This is a genomic window from Longimycelium tulufanense (assembly GCF_014645795.1).
In the GTDB taxonomy this organism is placed as follows: Bacteria; Actinomycetota; Actinomycetes; order Mycobacteriales; family Pseudonocardiaceae; genus Longimycelium; species Longimycelium tulufanense.
Genome location: NZ_BMMK01000037.1, coordinates 31790 through 50455 on the forward strand (window position 1 = coordinate 31790; position 18666 = coordinate 50455).

The 18666-nt window shown below is 69.1% G+C and carries 16 protein-coding genes and 1 pseudogene; 3 read left to right on the top strand and 14 right to left on the bottom strand.

The genetic code is table 11. The annotated features are described in order from the left end of the window. Window positions 1-197: 197 nt before the first annotated feature. Entirely contained in the window at window positions 198-485 is a 288-nt protein-coding gene (locus tag IEY55_RS26350) for a hypothetical protein (RefSeq protein WP_189061254.1), read from the bottom strand. Window positions 486-569: 84 nt separating this feature from the next. Here IEY55_RS26350 and IEY55_RS26355 point away from each other — a divergent pair, with 84 nt between their 5' ends. Next, entirely contained in the window at window positions 570-1157 is a 588-nt protein-coding gene (locus IEY55_RS26355) for a hypothetical protein (protein WP_229686772.1), read from the top strand. A gap of 1716 nt (window positions 1158-2873) precedes the next feature. Beyond that, complete coding sequence (locus IEY55_RS26360; protein ID WP_189061255.1) at window positions 2874-3905, top strand: hypothetical protein; 1032 nt, start codon at window positions 2874-2876, stop codon at window positions 3903-3905. 676 nt (window positions 3906-4581) lie between these two features. On the opposite strand, the gene IEY55_RS26365 is transcribed toward IEY55_RS26360, so the two are convergent. From IEY55_RS26365 to IEY55_RS26425, 13 genes and pseudogenes are all read right to left on the bottom strand, one after another. Next, window positions 4582-4854 (bottom strand): hypothetical protein, encoded by a 273-nt coding sequence (locus IEY55_RS26365; protein WP_189061256.1) that lies wholly within the window; start codon window positions 4852-4854, stop codon window positions 4582-4584. A 527-nt stretch (window positions 4855-5381) separates the two neighbouring features. After that, window positions 5382-5960 carry a hypothetical protein gene (locus IEY55_RS26370; protein ID WP_189061257.1) on the bottom strand — a complete coding sequence of 193 codons (579 nt, stop codon included), beginning with the start codon at window positions 5958-5960 and terminating at the stop codon, window positions 5382-5384. A gap of 190 nt (window positions 5961-6150) precedes the next feature. Further along, entirely contained in the window at window positions 6151-6588 is a 438-nt protein-coding gene (locus IEY55_RS26375; RefSeq protein WP_189061258.1) for a single-stranded DNA-binding protein, read from the bottom strand. Window positions 6589-6649: 61 nt separating this feature from the next. Then, on the bottom strand, window positions 6650-6841 hold the full coding sequence (locus IEY55_RS26380) for a hypothetical protein (RefSeq protein ID WP_189061259.1): 192 nt from the start codon (window positions 6839-6841) through the stop codon (window positions 6650-6652). Continuing rightward, window positions 6762-7247 (bottom strand): annotated as a pseudogene (locus IEY55_RS26385) (bifunctional DNA primase/polymerase); the annotation flags it as partial. The gene IEY55_RS26380 and the pseudogene IEY55_RS26385, both read right to left, overlap by 80 nt. Before the next feature lie 98 nt (window positions 7248-7345). Next, the gene (locus tag IEY55_RS26390; RefSeq protein ID WP_229686774.1) at window positions 7346-8542 is read right to left on the bottom strand and encodes a hypothetical protein; all 1197 of its coding nucleotides are present in this window, start codon (window positions 8540-8542) and stop codon (window positions 7346-7348) included. Further along, window positions 8539-9417: a thiopeptide-type bacteriocin biosynthesis protein gene (locus IEY55_RS26395; protein ID WP_189061260.1), complete on the bottom strand. Its 879-nt coding sequence runs from the start codon at window positions 9415-9417 to the stop codon at window positions 8539-8541. The genes IEY55_RS26390 and IEY55_RS26395 overlap by 4 nt, the downstream gene beginning before the upstream one ends. 17 nt (window positions 9418-9434) lie before the next feature. After that, window positions 9435-10667 (bottom strand): lanthionine synthetase C family protein, encoded by a 1233-nt coding sequence (locus IEY55_RS26400; RefSeq protein WP_229686775.1) that lies wholly within the window; start codon window positions 10665-10667, stop codon window positions 9435-9437. Beyond that, window positions 10664-13762: a lantibiotic dehydratase gene (locus IEY55_RS26405; protein ID WP_189061261.1), complete on the bottom strand. Its 3099-nt coding sequence runs from the start codon at window positions 13760-13762 to the stop codon at window positions 10664-10666. Before IEY55_RS26405 ends, IEY55_RS26400 begins: the two co-directional genes overlap by 4 nt. 95 nt (window positions 13763-13857) lie before the next feature. After that, a complete protein-coding gene (locus IEY55_RS26410; protein ID WP_229686776.1) occupies window positions 13858-14016 on the bottom strand; it encodes an FxLD family lanthipeptide in 159 nt (52 codons plus the stop codon). 56 nt (window positions 14017-14072) lie between these two features. Continuing rightward, on the bottom strand, window positions 14073-15323 hold the full coding sequence (gene fxlM, locus IEY55_RS26415) for a methyltransferase, FxLD system (RefSeq protein ID WP_229686777.1): 1251 nt from the start codon (window positions 15321-15323) through the stop codon (window positions 14073-14075). A gap of 488 nt (window positions 15324-15811) precedes the next feature. Continuing rightward, a complete protein-coding gene (locus tag IEY55_RS26420; RefSeq protein WP_189061263.1) occupies window positions 15812-16012 on the bottom strand; it encodes a hypothetical protein in 201 nt (66 codons plus the stop codon). A 74-nt stretch (window positions 16013-16086) separates the two neighbouring features. Next, window positions 16087-16554, bottom strand: coding sequence for a hypothetical protein (locus IEY55_RS26425; protein WP_189061264.1), 468 nt, complete (start codon window positions 16552-16554; stop codon window positions 16087-16089). Between the two features lie 816 nt (window positions 16555-17370). On the opposite strand from IEY55_RS26425, the gene IEY55_RS26430 reads away from it, so the two are divergent. After that, window positions 17371-18666: helix-turn-helix domain-containing protein (locus IEY55_RS26430; protein ID WP_189061265.1), on the top strand; the 1296-nt coding region annotated here is incomplete at its 3' end.

The window sequence follows — 18666 nt, forward strand, 5'->3', positions numbered from 1 at the left end:
ACCACGTCGTTGGTGCCGGGCCGACACGGTCGGCCACCCGGGTGATGTCGCGGCCCTCGCCTCGCCCCGGGTGTCCGGTCGAGACCGCGGGCGCCGTTCACGCCCGTCAACCCGCTGCGCCAGGGGTAGAGACCCGGCGCCGGACACGACACGGTGCATCGCGTTCCGGGGACCCTCGCCGCACAGCGGGAACCGGTTCAACACGGGGGACTCGCGTCGCACCCCCCATGCTCGATCTCGGACGCGGCGGGCCGGTGAGCATCCTCCTCACCGAGTTCCGCCGCGAGGGCGTCCAGCATGGCCTGCCGTTCCTCGGGGGAGCGGCGCACCGCTTCGCCGTCTTCGTATTTCCAGTCGATGCGGCTGTAGACGACGCCACCCACCACGAGGTCATCGCCAATCACCTCAGTGACGAAGTCGAACTCGTCGTCCACGACGGATTCCGCGTCGTGCGGACCCGGTACCCACCAGGGTTGCGTGCTCATGGTGTTAGTGGCCAGTTGAGATTCCCCACCGACGGCCAGTTAGTGGGGAGATATCTGGCCGTCGCAGATCACGGTCAGTGATCGATGCGTGGGCTGTCCCAACGGTATTCCCGGCTGGCAGACTTCTCGATCATGGCGAGTAGCGGACTGTGGGTCGGCATCCTCACTGCGCTGACCGCGCTCGGAGCCAGCTACATCACCGCGCGGGCAACCTCGCGCGCGGCGCTGGCCCAAGCCCGAACAACGACGACGGCAGAAGCCCTTCGTGAGCAGCGCGACCGGCGACGATCCACCTATCGGGAGATGATGAGCTGCGCGCACGCGTTCAATGAGGTCACATGGCAGATTGACGACGTCGACGCGACGCGTGACCGGGCGACCAAGGACCGGATCCTGACGCAGATGTATGAGCGCATCGGTCCGACGATCGGGAACATGAACCAGGCAACCCATGCGGTCCGGCTCGATGGCCCTGCCGAGGTTTCCGCCGCGGCGGAGCAGGTGCGGCAGATGGCGCGACGCGTGCAGCCGCTGCTCAAGGCGCTCATCGGTGACGACAGTCCCGAGCGGAGGCACGACTACGACGCTGCGTACCTGGATTTCCGGGAAGCCTACGTCACGTTCATTGGCCTGGCGAGACAAGCGTTGGAGGTTAAGGACGAAGAAGGGTAACCCTCGCAAGGCGGAGCCTTCGGCGCCTACGCAGAGTGACGTCGTAACTGGCCGTACCTGGGGAATCCGAAGTGGCTGCTGTCATCATGGGAATCCCTCTTTACTGCTCTGGTTCTGCATCGGATCGTGGGCGCAGGGCCCCCGCGTCACTGTCCAGGCGGGCACGTACTCGGCGGCGGCGTTCCTGGCGGGCCACCCTCAGCAGATCCAGCACGCGCTGGCCCTTGACCTCCGCCTGGTGTCGCAGGGTGGTTGGACACGCGGCAGGGATCGTCACGTGTCCATTCCCCAGGAGGTCGATCTCCAGAGACGTGCGGGATCAGCCGCACTGATAGCGCGAGGGGGCCTTGTCGGCCGTGGCGTCCAGCGCCGGTGCGGCGGCCCGCACGGTGGCCCAGATGGTGTTGAGGAGCCCACTGGGTTCGGGGCCGACCGGGATCGCCCGTGTCCGGCCCCTCGAACCGCCAGCCGCGCAACGGCGCGCTGGCGCGGTCACACTGCGGGTTGGGGCAGGTTGACGGGAGTTGGGGGCGGCGACAGCCGGGTCGCTGCACCTGGAACCAGCGCACGGTTTTCCCACGGCGCAGCACCTCGAGGCCGGCTTCAATAGTGCCGCCGTCGGTGTAGAGGTGGAAGGCGGCCCGGCACACGAGGCAGCGGGTGGTGTGCGCGAACCGCACCCCGGAGATCAGTCCGCAGGTGCCGTCCATGGTGAGGACGGGCGTCGGACGGGATGCGACGCCGGGCAGGATCTCCCAGGAGTTGGGGTCGAGCCAGTCGACGATTCCCGTGTCGTGGTGTGGAGTCGACATCGAGCGTTTCCCTTCTCAGGCTGGGGCCGCCGGCACTCGGGGCACCCCCCGGCATGCTGCGTCAACGCCCACCACGTCCGGCAGGCCAGCCTGTTGATGGCCGTGGGCTGGTCAGACGAGTGGTGGTGATGACGGACCCTGGTGTCGGGCGAGCCCTCGGGGTCGTGTATCGGGCTTCCGGACCCCTCTGGTCGAGCCACGCAGGGAGTGTGGTTGGTCACGGGTGTGCCTTTCCGTGTGCTGGGGCGGGTTCTCGGCTGAGCCCGTGGCCGGGCACCTGGTCGGGGTGGCCAGGGCCCGGCCACGGGGTGAGCGGGCAGCGGCCACCCCGGGGCAAAGGGGCGCGCCCAGCTCGGCCAGCGGGCTTCACGGGGTGCGGGTCACGGGTCCGCCTCCAAGCCGCACCCGGAGCGCGGACACCAGATGCCGGTTCGGCCTCGCGATGCGCTCGGAAAGTGTGATCTTCAGGTGACTACGGCCTGTTGCCAGTGCGCGCAGCGGCACGCATCGAGCAGGCGCCCAGCTTGACGTAAGTACCGATTATCAGAGCTGTCCTGGGGAGCTGACCAGCACGAACACGACGATCAGCCGGTGCGGCCCACGCAAGCACCCGTCATGCGGTCGGCCTCGGTGCAGGTCCACGCTTGCCCACTGCCGCCTCCTCGGGAAGGACCTACCTTCGTTGGGAATCAGACACACCCGAAGACGTATCTTTAGTGGGTTTTGGGTGTCGATAGATGAGGTAGATCGGTCGACGAAAGCGGGAAGCGCGAGCCGTCATGGCTGTGGTAGTAGTCCGCGCCGGTCCTGGTGATCAATGTCACTGACCCTGGTTGCTGGTTGCGTTCTCGTTGATCCGCTCCGTAACTTTCCCCGTGCGACCCAGCCAGCAGGAGGGAAATCCTTGGCCTTCCGGGCCTACTGGGCGGTTTTGGTTGTAGTAATGGGATTTCTGAAAGGCGTATTCGTGCGTAACAGATTGCGCGCTGTGGGCGCCCTTGCGACGGCAGTCGTTGTCGCGACCCTCAGTGCACCAAGTTTCGCGTTCGCGGCTAATGCACGGGGAGAGGTTCCGGCAGCAGAGCAGGTCAAGGCCGTTGCTGCTTCTGCGGCCGCTGCCGCAGGGCAACAGGCGGCGACACAGCCCCGCGAGGGGATTCGGGTGACCTTGCCCGACGAGAACAGCCGCAAGATCACTCTTGGGACCGGGGAGGGCCTGCCGCAGATCACGCTGGCCCTTCCCGAAACCCCAGGTGACCACGCCGGCACGTCCGTGAGCGGCACCAAGGTCTTCCGCGCGCAGGACAAGAAGTTCGCTGTTGTCGCGGAACCGGTGGCCGACGGTGCACGGAGCCTGGTGACGATCCACGGGGACGCCGCACCGACCCGTTACGACTTCAACGTGGAACTGCCGCACGGTGTCCAGGCAGCTCAGCAGGACGATGGCAGCGTCGTGCTCGCAGCCACGCAGGACGGTGTTCGCCTCGAACTCGGCCGTATCCAGGCTCCGTGGGCACGTGATGCCGCGGGGAAGAAGGTGCCGACGCACTACGAGGTCAAGGGGAACACCCTGACCCAGGTCGTTGACCACCACGGTGCCGCCTACCCGGTCGTCGCAGACCCGAAGCTCACCTACGGCTGGGGTGTGTACCTCAACGGGTTTGGCACCGAGTGGCGGGCTCTCTATTACGCCGCGGGTGGCCTCATCGCGGGAGGCATTGGGGCAGTCTGCATCGCGTCGAACATCCCCGCTCCGGCTGCCGCTCTCATCAAGCTCGCGTGTTTTATTGGTGGCGGTAAGACTGCATGGGGCGTCCTCGAAGGCGTCCATAAGAAGGCACAGAGCCTGAACCCTGGTCAGTGCTACCAGATGAAGCTTGACAAGGGTGCTCCGCTGGTTCCGGTCGAGCCGAAGAACTGCATTCCAGGCGTTTAGTCGCGCTCGACGAGGAAGCGGCTGGTCCGGGACCCGCGATGGTGCTGTCTGACCGGTGACGGTGTGCCTGCCGTCCTGCTCTAGGATGTGACAGTGGACTCTCACGAGAGCAAGGATCGAGGCCAAATCCCACCGATGCGGCCTGTTCGTGACCCCGAAGGGTATGCCGCTCATGTCCGCATCACTCGCTATGAGCGAGTAAGTCGTTCGGTGATTTTCTTACTTGGTATTGCTGCGGCTGGGGTCGTTGGTTACAACGATCTCCCGTGGTGGTATTTGCTCCCGGTGGCGGTGCTCGTGCTCGCCGTGGATTGGTTGATCGGCCGGAACGTGAAGAAGCGGTACGGCCAACGCTGATCCCGTTCATCGCGCTACCACGGTCAGCAAGCCTCGAGTGCCACATGGGTGGGGGTCACCGCGAACGGTGGCCCCCACCCACGCCTATCAGGTTCCTGAGCTGCGGATTCGTCCTCCGCCGGCGGCGCGGGCGAGTCGCTGTCGCACCGGTCATCCCTACTCCGTTTCCGTGTGGCGAGCCGAAGCGCTCATCCTCACGTTCTGCTCGCTCGCGGAACCCCTTGGGCCAGCGCGTCCAGTTCGGTACTTACGTCAAGCTGGGCCCCTGCTCGATGCTTGCCGCTGCGCGCACTGGCAACAGGCCGTAGTCACCTGAAGATCACACTTTCCGACGGTGGGGGAAGAGCTGGTCGAGCCAGCGCCTCAGCGACTTTTCCACGGCGGCGGGGTCCGCAGTCACGTGACCGGGCCAGTCCGGCAGCTCCCAGCCCGCAAGGTCGCGGGTCGCCCGGTACCACGGTCCGCCCTCCTCGTCCCGCTCCCCACGTCCGGCGGACACGGCCAGCACCGTGTCTCGGTCGACCGCCACCACCGTGACCCTCACGCGGCCCTCCGGCGTCACCAGTTCCCCCGGCATGGTGGGCAGTTCCACCTGCGGGGGCAGCTCCTCCTCGGGCGTGTAGAGGCAGTCGCACGGCTCGGGGGTCCGCCCGTCCTCATCCCAGACGACGACGTGCCGGTACCGTCACAGCCACGGCACCTCTCCCGTGCCCACAACTGCTCGGCCACGAGCACATAGCCCTCGAGCGGAGGGACACACAGGGCGCGCGGCCGGGATGCTGGGTGGATCTCCTCGGCCAGTGTGGGCAGTGCGGCGATCCGGGCAGACGTGGAATCGGTGGACACAGGTGCCTCCAAGAAACGATTGCGCGAAGCGGATTCCGGACGACCACGGCGATCACGGCGGCGGGGCCGCGGACCCGAAACCGGCGCTCGGTCCGGGTTTCTCGCGTGGCCAGCGGACGCAGACGAGTTGGCGCGCAACTGGTCGACGGGTCGCACGCGTCGGTGCCGGAGGGGCTGGCACGGCCCGGGGCCCGGGCGGATCGGTGTGCCGGTGAGAACCGCGTGGAGCCGGTCACAGTCAGGTCAGGCCGACGTCCGGCGTGGCGAGGTTAGTCAGGGTGTCAGGGGCAGTGTTTCCTGGATCGGGTGTGCGTAGGGGCACCGCACCGCCTGGCCGTGGTGTCGGCCGACGCACTCGATCTCGCCGAGTTTCCGGTGCGAAACGCCCAGTTTGCGGCGCGCGATGGCTTCGAGGTCGTCGATGGTCGACCCCTCCAGCGCTTCGTGATGCGCAAGACTGCTGCCGAACATCGGCTGGTCCGGAAAAGCGTGGGACCACATGCGGAAGTACAAGCCCGTGGCCGGGGAGGACAGCGGGGTGACCAGGCTGATGTCGTGGCACGCGCAGCACACTTCGGCCGCGGTCCCCGACCGGGTGTCCTCACCGGCGGCCACCCGCTCAAGCAATTCCCGGCAATGTGACCGAAAGACGAACTCGGTGCCCATCAGGGTGTGGGTCGGCGTGAGCAGGAGAAAGCTGTGGAACAGCGTGTCCGCGTGATCGGGGTGCCGGTTCATGGCCTGGCTGATCTCGTCTTCGGCCCACCACAGGCACGCATCGAGCGTGTCCAGGACGACGGTGGTGGTCCGCAGGAGCGTGGAGAGAACCTCGCAGTGGGCGGATGTGGCCACGGGTCAACTCCTTTCCTTACAGTGCGCCGGCGTGGATCAGGCGTGTTGGCACGCCTCGTCTCCTGGTGCGCTGGCGAACGCGGGCAGAAGAAGGCCCCGGCGTCGAGGTGCGCGTCGACGCCGGGGCGGGGGAAGGTGGTCTGGTCTCAGGCCGGGTGTCGGTGGACAGCAGCCCCCGGCCCAGGGGCTCTCAGAACGGCGGCGCGTCCTCGTCGGGCGTCCCGCCGGTGGCGGGAGCGGGCGCGGTACCGTTCTCCCCGTTGCTGCGCGCTGCCTTGGTCACCCTGGCTGTCGCGTACCGCAACGACGGCCTTATCTCATCGACCAGCAACTCGTTCACGGTGCGCTTCTCGCCGTCCTTTTCGTAGGACCGCTGCCGCAACCGTCCCTGGACCACGACCCGTGCCCCGCGGCTCAGGCTCTCGGCCACGTTCTCCGCCGGCTGGTTCCACCCGCTGCACCGCAGGAACAGCGCGTCGCCGTCCTTCCACTCGCCGGAGACCCGATCGAACACGCGCGGTGTGCTGGCCACCGTGAAGTTCACAACCGCAGCACCAGACTTCGTGAAAGTCAGCTCTGGATCCGCAGTCAGGTTCCCAACCACCGTGATCGTCGTCTCGCCAGCCACGCTCAAACTCCTTCGCTGATCAGAAGTAGTGACAACGCCGCTCTCGTTCCTGTGGGTGGGATCAGCTGGCGCGCCGACTGCGCGGATGACGCCGGCCGAAGGCGATCCCGTCGCGGATCGCCCGCTCCACCTCCCGTTCACCCAGGGGTTCGCGGGTACGGCGGCGGCACTCGTCAGCCGCCGCGGTCAGGGCGGCCGTGATCGTGGCCTCGTCCAGCCCCAGGGAGCCCAGCGCGCTGGCCGCATGCAGCACCGTGTAGCGCCGTTCGCCTTCCCGGGCGTGGACGACCTTGTCGACCTCCCCGTCCAGGGCGGCCTGCAGGTAGCGGGGATGCGTGACGGCGCCCGGGGACGTCTCCCGCGGGGGGGCATGGCGGGGTCAGCGCGGTGACCAGCCACTGCGGCAGCAGCTGAACCGGGGCGTCACGCACGACGCGATAGACCCCTTCCGGCCGCACTGACCCCGCGGCCACGACATAGCCACCGACGCCGCGGGTGTCGATCCGCCAGCCGAGCTTGCCCACCGTGTTCCGCAACTCCACGGCCGGGGCCTGGAAATACAGGTGGATGCCGGGACGGGTGCCGCCGGAGGGGGTGGCCACCGTGTAGGTGTCGTCGGGGACCGGCTGGCCCGCCTCGGCCGCCACCCGGGCCAGGACGTCCCGGCCATCGCGGGCACCGGCCCACTCCTGCTATAAAGGCTTGGAGCAGGGGTGTGCCTCACGAGGAATCCTGTTGAGGAGGAACAGGAAGTCCATCATCGTGGTGATCTCCGGGCTTCACGGAGTGTCTGTTTCATGTGCTCCTCGGCATCACTCACTGCGGTCATGAGTTCGTCGAGGAGCTCAGGCGGGATCATTCGGCGCTGGAGCCCGGACTTCTCGATGGTGGCGGTGAGGGCGGCCTGCTCGGTGTCCTTCAGGTGTGGTCGACACTGGGTGAGGACATCCCGGGCGCTGTGGGCGTCGCTGCTTGACACTGCCTCGCAGATTACGCGGTCGAGGATCAACGGTCGGCGTGTGTCGTCGGCAAGGTCGCCGGCGACCAGGCCGAGGCGCGTGCGGAAAAGGAGGTGCTCGACGGCGGGTTCGAGACCGAGATAGGTGTGCGCCATCGCGGTGGTGGCCTCACCCGTGGGCTGCTGCGCGGCGCGCAGACACAGCGTTCGGAGGCACGCCGCGATCGCCTGCTCCCACGGTCCAGGCGTGTAGCTCTCGGCGAGCAGAGTGACGGAGCGGTCGGGGTTGCCGGTGGCGCAGGCTGCGAGAACGGCGACTTGGCGGCCGTCCCACAGGCGCTCGCCGATCCCTTTGTATCGCTGGAGGTGGTGGAGTGCGTCGGCCCAGCGGCCGGCGCGGGTGAGGGCGCGGGTGCCGTCGGCCAGCAGGATTCTCCACAAGAACCGCACCGGTTCGGCGCGCTCCTCGGTGCCGCTGATGAGGTGACGGAAGTCGAGGTGCCGGCCGTCGATCTCGACGGTGGTCGCGGCGTGCACCGCGTGGAAGGCGTCCTCGTAGAGGCGGTGGGCGCGCTCGGCGTCGCCAGCTCGGATGGCCAGGCGCCCGAGGTTGACCAGCGGCTCCAAGGCGAGCTTGGCCCTCTTTCCGTCTAGCGGTGCGGCTGCGAGCCAGAGGTCGAGCTGCCGCCAGCACAACTGGTGGGCGAGGTCGGCACATCCGGTGTCGCTCGCGATGAGGGCGGCCTTGTTCAGCGTCTCGGCGGCCCGCACGAGCTGGCGGTGTTCGTCGTCTTCGTGGGGTGCGGCGGCCGCCAGGTGGCCGATCTCGGCGACCCGTCGATCCAGCGGAGCGGCAGCGGGCCGCGTGCGTGGCAGGAGAGGAAACCAGGCCGCCATCCCGGGCGGAAGCGGTACAGCGTGCGCCTCGGGACGGCGACGCTGGCCGGCTGTCCCCAGGGATGTGGGGATTGCGTGGTCGGGTGGTGTGCCGGTCATCGGCGCGTCGCCTCCTTCTGGGGCTCGCCGAAGACGACGTTGGTGGCCGCGTGCGCCAGGAGGCCCTGGGTCTTGGAGGGCAGGCCGAGCCGGTTCCAGGCGAACAGCAGGTGATGGGCAAGCACGGCGCGCAGGCCCCGAGTGAGTCGGCCGGTGTCAGCAAGCTCGCGAATGTCGCGGCCGGCCTGGGTGAATGCGGCGAGCCAGGCGGCCATGTCGGCAAAGGGTCCTCCCTCGCGGAACACCGGGCTGGTGGGGCTCGTGTCGACGGTCATGAGCGTGCGGACCTGGGATTCGAGGTGGCGGAGATGGTCGCGGGGGGTGTCGTGGGGTGGAGGGGGCCGGTGTTCGGCGACGCGGGTCCACACGTCACCGCGCTCGTACCAGTCCAGGGCGGCGCTACGCAACAGGCCGCTGTACAGCAGGATCGACAGCTCGCGGCGGTGGTCGCGGCCGTCCTTGGAGTGCGTGGTCTGCTCGGTGTGAAGCCAGTGGAGGATGTGGTGGCTGTCGGCGTGGAACAGCCGGTGGGCCACCTCCATGGCCGCGGGTCCACCGAAGGCGTAGGTCTCGGGTTCGTAGATGGTCTCCACCCATTGCTCGATGTGGCCGGCGTCGCGCAGGGCGTCGAGCCGCGTGTGGATGACTTTCGTTGCGTCCTGCTCATCGGGGGTGGTGGGGAGGAACCGCAGCCGCCAGTGGGGTTTCTTGCGGGTGAAGAACCACGCGGTCATCAGGCCGGTGTCCTCGGCGTGGGCCAGCTCGGGGCCCAGGTGGGCGGCCGCGACGTGTTCGGCCGTCGTGTAGTTGGGGAAGCGGATGACCACCTGCCGCCATGCGGTATCCGCGAGTGGTGCAACGGGATCGTGGGCCATCGTGCTCCCCTCCGCGATCAGGCGAGGCTGAGGCAGGCGTCCCAGCCCGAGCGTGGGGCTGTGCCGGTGCCGGCGGTGTGCAGCGCCAGCGCGACTCCGGCGAGGCCGTCGAGCAGTTCGGGGTCGGCGTGGGCGGTGTCGAGCTGACCGATGAGCCGTTCGACCAGGCCCGGGAGTTCGTCGGCGAGGTCGGGTGTGGCGGCGTCGGTGGCCATGCGCCAGGTGACCTGGAGCAGGCCGGCGGTGCCGTGGCACAGACCGATGTCGCCCACGAGGGCGAGTTGGTCGGGGTCGCGGAGGCAGGCGAGCAGCGCGCCCTCGGCGCGACGCTGTCGCTCGTCGTCGTGGAGGGCGATGCCCGCGAGTTGCTGGGCGCGGGCGATGCCGGGTGTGCGGTAGCACCAGTCCGGCCGCCGCGGGACGGTCAGGGGAATCGTGCCTTTCCGCGCGTGCTCGGCAGTCACGAATCCGGGCCACCAGGGGCCGTGCGGGTCGTCCTGCTGCCAGAAATCCAGCCAGGCACAGATCCGCACGATGGCTTCGGAATGTCCGTCGACGACGACACCCCACCGCATCGCCAGCGACAGCACCGCGAGCGGGGCGGCGATGCCGTGCGACATGCCGAGATTCCCGTGCCCGCCGGGAAACTCTGGTGAGACCTCGCCGTTGGGGGCGACGTCGACCCACCAACCGGGCAGCGTCTGCCCATCGACCGTCACCGGCTCGGTGAGCCGGACCAGGTAGGCCAGCACGTCGCGGGTGATCTCGTGGTCGGGGTGGCGCCGCAGGTGATCGGCGGCCAGCCCGGCCAGTCCGCGGATCAGGTCGAACTCGGCCATCACCGGCCGTTCCCCGCGGTCGAGACGGGTGCGGGCGTGGTCTAGGCGGCGACGGGTCAGGGTGAGGGTGTCGGCGTCCAGGCGTTCCAGCGCTTGGGTGAGTCGGCCGGGCCGACCGGCGGCGGCCGCATGTGCGACGAACCCGACGGCGGGCGCGCCGAAGTAGAGACTGGCGTTGCCTCCGGCGCTGAGCGGCTCCGCTGCGGCTGCGGCCAGCCAGGCATCCGCGGTGTACCAGTCGCCGTGCCCAGACAGGGCGCGCTCGATGTGCAGCAGGGCGATGCCGGCGAAGCCGCCAGCCAGGGACTGCGGCCTGTTCCGGTTGACGCCGGCAGGCACGGTGCTCGGATCGGTCAGGCGCTCGGCGATGGCCGATGCGGCGGCCAGCGCCTGCGGTTGCGGGCGGATCACAATGCGTCTTTCCGCGTGCGGGCGCGGTAGCTGAGGGCGGCGGCGCGGGCCAGCCGCAGGCAGGTGCGTTCGGCCTCGAGATCGACGCCGGCCGCGCGCACGTGATGCAGGTGCAGCAGGTCCGGCAGCGCCGCCGCGGGGACGGCCTCGCCACAGGAGGTGAGCGCCTCGCGGTAGGTGCGCAACGCCGCGCGGCGCCGCGTCCAGGCCACGGCGATCCGCTCGCCGCCCAGAACATCGCGGAGCACCGATCCGCCGGCTGCTGGGTCGGCGAGCCGCATCGCCTCGGTCCGCAGGGCGCGGTCGAGAGCTGGGCCGGAGGTGGCGCCCGCGTGGTCGAGCAGCCAGTCCACGCCCTCATCGAGGTCACCGATGACGGAGATGGCTAGGTCCAGCAGGCTCGCGGCGATCAGCGCCTGTGGATGCGGGCCGCCGCGGTGGGCCGCCGCGGTCATCTGGGCGAGTGCCGCGGCCGAGTCGGCGGCGAACACGGCCTCGGCGGCTGCCATCGCTGGTCCCTGGCCGTAGCGTCCCGTCTCCGGGTAGTAGGTGGCGAACTGGAGATCCCTGATCAGGCCGGCACGCCGGAGGCCGGCAGCCCAGGTGCTGACGTGCTGGGCGGCGTCGGCAAAGCGGAGATTCGGCCCGAGCTGGATGCGCAGCCGCAGATGTTGCTCGGGGTCCTGGTACGGCAGGAACCACCAGAGCGGCGGCTGGGCCCACGACGAGAGCAGGTCGGGGAGGTGGGTGGTGAGGATTGCGGTGTGGTGTCGCGCGGGTGCGTAGAGCTTGGCGTGAAGCCAGTTGCTCGCGCCAGGCAGGTGGCCGTGCTCGACGTTGAGCGGCCGGACCCGGCGGAAACGCGGCCGCAGCGTGGAGTACGTGGGCGGCTGGGTGGCGGACAGCGGAACCGTGATCTCGTGGGCGCGACCGCCGAACCAGCCGAACCCATCGGGCGAGGGCGCTTCGCGCAGCGTGGCGTGGCCGGTGCGGTCCAGTTCGGCGCGCAGCAGGGGCAGGTGCGCCGCTTCGTCGAAGTCCAGTGGGAGGCGTCGGTCGTCCTCACCCAGGTACACCTGGCGGGGAACCCGCATGTCGCGGCGCCAGCTCGTCAGGCTGGCCAGCCATACCGGCCACGGTGCGTCGGGTCCGCGCAGGGCGGCGGTGGTCAGCCGCCACCGGGCCGGGGACAGGATGACGCGTCGGAACCGGACGCGGGGCAGGACGGGTAATCGGCTGGCGGCTCCCCACGACCAGGGAGCGCACGCCGCCGACCGGGCGGTGCTGATCTCGCACAGCATGCGCAGCAGTGGGTGGGCTTGGTGGACGAACTCCAGCGCGGAGAACACCACGGGCTCCAGCAGCTGCTGCCGGGACAACGACATCACGGCGAGCCGTCGGGCGTCGGCCGTGATGGCGAGATCGTCGAGCGGGATCACGCTGCCACGGCCGGACGAGGGGTGTTCGGTGAGAGAGATCAGCGTGGGCAGCACGGCGGGGGCGCGGGCGACGTTCTCCGCTCGCGCCGACAGCGGCGGGCACGAGACCTGCACGGGGATCGCGTCGGCACTCACGGTGGGTAGGCCGGTGTAGGCATCGACCATCCGCTGTCGATCCGCCGGTCCCAGCAGGTCCACGAACCGGCCGACCGTGGTTCCGGCCGCCCTTGACACCCCGGTGAGCACGATCTCGTACTCGCCGCGCTCTACCGCCTTGACGGTGTGGGCGTGGAGGCGGAGGCGCAGCTCGGTGTGCGGCTGCACGGTCGTAGGCTCGGCCACCGCGAGCGCCTGGATCGTCTCCTCGTCGAGCACGACCTCCGGGTCCTGGGTCATCGTGGCGCGCTGCGCCAGGCCCAGTAGCGCCGCGTCGCGTTCGGTCAGTGCCGGTATTGGCGGCGGGGGCACGGTGGCGTCCCGGTAGCCGGCGGGGAAACCCAAGCCCGTTTCGGCGCGTACCAGCGTGGCCAGGGGAACGACGGCGCCGATCCCGTATCGCTCCAGGAACTGGGCATGGTAGTCGCGCCAGGCCGGGGAGCCCGTGGGATGCGGGGCCAGGCGGGTCAGTGTCGCCGCCGCAGCTTCCACTTCCCGTGCGATCGTCTCTGGCAGCACCAGGTCGGCGTCCAGACGCAGGTCGACCGAGATCGGCCGCTCGGTGACCGCCAGTTCACGCATTCGTGTTGCCACGCGCTGGCGCAGGGCATGCGCGCGGCCGCTGTTGGTCGTCTCGTTGTGGTGAGCGAGGTCGTCGCGCAGGGCGCGGAGTTGGCCCAGCATGTCGGCCACGAGCGGTATCGCGTCGGCCTCCACCGCCGTCAGCTCGTCCAGGACATGGGCAAGCGGGTCGGTGACCGTCATCGGTGCGCGGAGGCTGGTGAGCAGGATTCCCTGCGCCACCAGGTCACGCACCATGCCGTCGACTACCGGCACCGGGGCAGTCGCGAACTCCGCATCCAGTTTGTCGATCAGCTCCTGCACGAGGATCGGCGACGCGGCGGCCCGTATGACGGTCTCCACGGCCTTGCTGCGGCGCACGGACACCTCGGCGGCCGCTGCGGTGCCGCTCGTACTACCGGGCGGTCGCTGGCAGCTCACCACCGCGCGGTCATCCCGTCGCACCAGCAAGTCGTTCACGACGACCGGGAGCCGGCGGAGCAGATCCGGGCAGCGTTCCAACTGGACGACCACCAGCTCCAGCCACGCGTTGTCCACCCGGGCGCGGGCGTGGTGGACGTGACCGATGCGCACCGCCAGCCGAGGCCCGAAATGCGCTGGTGCGATCCCCGCGAACAGCCCGAACGGGGTGGGACGGCTCATGCGCAGCAGGTAGCGCAGGACCGACAGCACCACGCCCCGAACCTGTCGCGTCGGCAGCTCGCGGCCCTCGCACACCTGGCGCACACGGTGCGCCAAAGCTGGGCTCGCCACCTCGATAGCCGCCGTGATCTCCTGGTTCGCCCAGACTTGGCGCAGCCATCGCCGCCACCCTGCCACCTGCCCCGAGGCGTCGTCCGCCAGATCCGGCAAGACCACACCGGGTAAGGACACGTGGGTGACGGCGCGCAGCAGCGCCGCGTCGATGACCCGATACACCGGTTGCCCCTTCACGAAAGTGGCCCGGTGGCGCACAGCGTGCCCTGCGCCACCGGGCCGCAGATGCAGGCGCGGTCAGAACAATTCGTGGTGGCTCACGGGCAGGAGGTGCACGCCGACTCGCACGTCTGCCCACAGTTGTCGTCCGTCATCCGCAGGATGTCGTCGACGGCTCCACCGAGTTCAATCGAGGTGATGTCCAGGTCGAACTCCGGCGGTAACTCCGCGGTTGGCTGCTCGATCTGCGCTGCCACTATGCCCTCCTTCATCCGTCAACAGGTGGTGCGTTCGGGCCGTTTTTCGTGGCGTGTCACGGCCACGACACGACGACTCGGCTGTGCTGCCGGTTGACGACCAGAGCCCGGTCTCGGCTGGGGAACTGGTCGTCGGGTGTACCGGCGGGCCAGACCTCGATCTGGGCGTTCAGGCTCGTGCCGTCCCAGCTGGTGATGTGCTCGATCACCTGGTGCACGAGGTCATCGGCGTGCGGTCCGTGCCCGTACGCGCCGAACTCGCAGCGCTGCTTGTCCGGGGTGAGCGGCCGCAACCCGAGGTAGGCGAAGCTCTCGCCGGCCTCGTCCAGGGCGGTCGGCATTCCCAGCGGCCAGGCGTGGGCGACCAGCCCTCGCTCGCGGGCCTTCGGCCGGGCTTGAAGGACACCAAAGCGGGGCAGGTTCAGGGCCAGCCACAGGTGCAACCCGTCGAAGCGCTCGTTCCCTCCCAGGGTCACGCCCGACCATGCCTCCACGCGGGGCTGGCTCAGCGAATGGCGCAGCGCCTCGACGCGCACCAGGACGTCGCCATCAACGCGCAGGCCGACATCCTCGCCGTCCAGCCGGACCAAGCGCTCGTCACCGGCCCCCACACCCTGCATCGGCACGAACGAACACAGGTCATAGCCCCGGCTGGCCAGTCGTTCCCCCTCCGGCGCGAGCACGACCGACCGCGTCATGCCTGCCCGCAGGCGCAGCGGAACCACGATCAGGCCGCCGGGGGCAAGCTGTTCTCGCCACGCCGGGGGGATGTCGAACGCCCCCACGGTCACGATGATCCTGTCGTAGGGGGCGTGGGCGGGGACGCCGTGCTCGGCGTCGGCCAGCACCACGCGGACGTCGGGGTATCCGGCGTCAGCCAGGCAGACGCGGGCACGGTCCACGACCTCCTGGTCAATGTCGACCGTGACCACCTGCCCAGCCGGCCCCACGAGCTCGGAGATCAGCGCAGCGTTCACCCCACCCGAGCCGATCTCCAGGACCCGCATCCCCGGCGCCAACCCCGCCTGCTCCAACATCAGCGCCTGAATACGAGGCGCAGACACAGTGCTAACCGCCACCCCGTGCTCGTTGCGCTTGGTCAACACGGTGCTGTTGACACCGTATGCCTCCTCCAGCGGAGCCCCCGGCGCGAACAAGTGTCGTGGCACCGCACGGAACGCGGCCTCCACCCGCTCGCTGGTGATCGCCCCCATCTCGCGGAGCTGGCCAACCATCGCCTCACGCAGCTCGGCCGGACGGGCCGTCTCATCAGTTGTGCTCATCGTCACGTTGCGCACTGTAGTCATGCTGTTACTCCCCTTGATCGGCCAGATGCGCGGTAGTGGTCCTCTCGCAGTGCACACTCCACGCGCCAGGGACGAGAGAGCGGCCGGGCAGCTGAGCGCGCTTCGCAAGAGGAGGAGATGGCCGACACCTCGTTGTGCCTGCCGCCTGGTGCACGTTCCAGCGTGCCGTCGGTCTCCGGCTTGGGTGGAAGGTGAATGACCTACTGCCTCGTTCAGCGTCGGCACCGGGAGCCCGCATGTTGGCGGGGAGGTCGATAGGTGTGGGGTACGTACCACCGGGGTCTCGATGGGCGCGGTGCTGGTTGTCAACACGGCGCACGTCAGCGCGAGCACGGCTGCGGTGATCGGCAGGGGAACGGAAATGCACGGTCTCACCCGACTCACCTGTTCTCGGTGGTGGTGTGGTGCCGCGCGGCGGGGTCCTCGAGTTCCGTTCCGGTCAGTTCGGCGCACAGGCCACAGCAGAACGGTGCTGCTCCCGGCGACACCTAACGGGGCCGGTCCTCACAGGACAGTCCGCACGCTCCGCGGTAGGCGTCCGGGGAGCGGATCGCTTGGGACGGCACCACGACCCCGTCGCGGACCATCGGTTGGTGCCAGGTGTCGTGCCCAAGACCAGGCAACCAGCCCTTGGTTGTGCGGAATTTCAGGTCGTCCACTCGAACCGGCGCGCGGAGGGTGGTGGTCATGATGACCTCCATGAGGTCGCAGTGTTCGAACGGTGAGCACGGCTGTCGACGCACGGCGGAGATCACGCTGTGGTTCAGTCGGGGTGAAACCGGTCGCAGTGGGCATGGCCAGGCGGTTCGGGCAGGGCGAGAATGGCGTCGACAACGTCGGGGAAGAGCCCAATCCGCACCCACCGGAGTTGCCGCACGCACTCGTGGACCTCGACTGGGCTGTCAGTAGGGATGTCTTCGGGGGAGATCACCTTGAAGGGATCAGCGGCATCGAAGTGGTCGGCGGGCAGGCGGTAGGCCAAGGAGCCGTCCCAGGCCGCGAGCACCACCCACACGACACCCCTCCAGAACCGGACGAACATTCGTGCTGGCCGTCCGTGGGTCGAGGGGTCGATCACGAGGTCACGGGGTTGGGAGAACCCGGCGCGACGGAGTCGGTTTGCGGCTTGGCGCACCGCGCTGATTCCCTCGTTGGTCTCCAGGTGACCCCAGGGGTCGTCGAGTGCGATCGGCGTGACGACTGGAGTCGAAACACGCGAGTTGTCCGACATTGGCGAGGCTCTTCCATAACGGGACACACGGGGTGACGAATCGCAGGGGGCTGTCGAGGCGGCTGGCGGGGCGCCCGGCCAGGGTGATGTGTGCGACGGCGTCGGGCCGCGAGCCTGCGATGTCCTCTCAGCGCTGCGTCGCTGCGGGTCACGAAGCCGGGCGGAGGCGTCGAGCAGCCCTGAGTCGGGGTGCGGACTGACCGACGCCCCGCCCGACGATCGTGCCCAGCACGGCTCTTCTGGGCGGCGCCACGGTGTGGTGTGGGGGCCTGGGTCCTCCTGGCCGGAGCGGTCAGCGACATTGGGAGGCAACGCGTCCGCCTGGGAGGCGTTCAGGAGACGGACGGCGAACGCGGCAACCCCGATCGCCCTTCGCGCCACTGGGTCGAGCCAGAGGCGTCCAGACAGGCCCCAGCGGACCTCCTGGCGGGAGCTGTCAGCGGTGCGGCGCGTGCTGGCGGCGTTGTGGCTGCGCAGCGGCACCGGACCGAACACCGTGGTCATGGCCTGACCGTGGCCTTCGTCCTTGTCGTGGTCTATGCCAGCATGCAGCCCTGGCAGGGATAGCCCTACTCGGGCTGGCGTCTGGGGGCACGGCCTGATAGGGGGACGCGGGACCGCCAGTGACCCGTACCACAGCACCGTGTTTGTGGGCGCTACGCTGGGGATTCGCTCCTGTAGTGGGGAGGACGAGAAGCCATGGCCGGCCAGGGACCACAGCGTTGTCGTTCGTGTCGGGGAGCGTTGCGCCGTGGGCACACCGGCGCCTTGTGCGATCCCTGTGCGCGTATGGCCCGCACCTACGGTCGGTGCCCCGTGCCCGACGGCTTCTACGACCAGCCGACACTACGAGCGGCCCTGGCGGCCTACGACTTCGGTCCGGTGTTCCGCGCCGTACGCCTGGCGGCTGCGATGACCCAGGAGGACCTCGGGTTTCTGGTCGGCCTGACCCAGTCCCGGGTCTCGGCGGTTGAGCGGGGAGGACACCGCCTGCGGGACGTCGAGGTCATCGCCCGTATCGCCGGGGCGCTGGGTATTCCCGGTCGGCTCCTCGGCTTCGATACCGCCGGCGGTGTCGCCGCGGGTAGCGTGGAGAAGGAGGTGAACTGGGTGGACCGCCGGGACTTCTTCAGCGCCGTAACCGCCATCACTCTCGGGGCAGGGGCCTTTCCCGAACTGGAGCGGCTGGAGGCGCTCCTTCCCACCCACCAGGAGTCACCCGCCCCACGCCGCATCAGTCACGCCGACGTCGAGGCCATCGAGGAGGCCACCGCCGCGTTCCGCCTGTCGGACAACCGACACGGCGGAGGACTCTCCCGCGCCGCGGCTGTCGCGCAGGTGGGGTACGTGCTCAAACTCCAAGACTCCCTCTGCTCCGACCACGTGCGGGCGACGCTCCTGCTGGCCACCGCGGACCTGGCGTCAACCGCCGCCTGGATGTCCTACGACGTGGAAGAACACGACGCCGCGCGCCGTCTGTGGATGATCGCCCTGGACACCGCGCGGCGCGCGGATCACCCGCGCGCCGCGGACCTGACGGTGAACCTGCTACTGGACATGGCCCATCAGGCACTGCACCTGAACCGACCCGACGAAGCCCTCCGCTTGGCCCAGCTCAGCAGTGCCACGGCAACCAGCCACCGCTACCCGGTCTCGGCCACCACCCACGCCTACATCGCCACCACCATCAGCTGGGCACGAGCCATGCTGGGACACGCTGAACCGTGCCGGCGGGCGATGGACGAAGCCCAACACACCTACGCCGACGCTGACCCCGCCAGCGCACCACCGTGGGCCACACCCGTCTTCCCCACCCAAGCGAACGGGGTGAACGCCGAGATCGAGGCCCAGCGCGGGCATGCGCTGTTCCTGCTGGCACGCACCGACCCCACCCACGCACCCGCGGCGATCGAGCACCTGCGGCGAGCTGTCGACGGCTACGGCTCGGCCTATGCCCGCTCGCGCGCGGTCAACCTCCCCGGCCTGTCTTCCAGCTACTTCTACACCGGTGATACTGACACCGCCGTTGCCGTCGGCCATGAGGCCATCTGTCCCGCGTCAAGTTTTTGGCTCAGTTTTCCTTGTCTGAAAGTTGTGTCTTCTGGTCTTGGT

Excerpts from the sequence above, each read along its gene's own strand:
- IEY55_RS26350 (WP_189061254.1), bottom strand. The coding sequence starts at position 485 with ATGAGCACGCAACCCTGGTGGGTACCGGGTCCGCACGACGCGGAATCC.
- IEY55_RS26355 (WP_229686772.1), top strand. The coding sequence starts at position 570 with ATGCGTGGGCTGTCCCAACGGTATTCCCGGCTGGCAGACTTCTCGATC.
- IEY55_RS26390 (WP_229686774.1), bottom strand. The coding sequence starts at position 8,542 with ATGACCGGCACACCACCCGACCACGCAATCCCCACATCCCTGGGGACA.
- IEY55_RS26395 (WP_189061260.1), bottom strand. The coding sequence starts at position 9,417 with ATGGCCCACGATCCCGTTGCACCACTCGCGGATACCGCATGGCGGCAG.
- fxlM (WP_229686777.1), bottom strand. The coding sequence starts at position 15,323 with ATGACTACAGTGCGCAACGTGACGATGAGCACAACTGATGAGACGGCC.
- IEY55_RS26420 (WP_189061263.1), bottom strand. The coding sequence starts at position 16,012 with ATGACCACCACCCTCCGCGCGCCGGTTCGAGTGGACGACCTGAAATTC.
- IEY55_RS26425 (WP_189061264.1), bottom strand. The coding sequence starts at position 16,554 with ATGTCGGACAACTCGCGTGTTTCGACTCCAGTCGTCACGCCGATCGCA.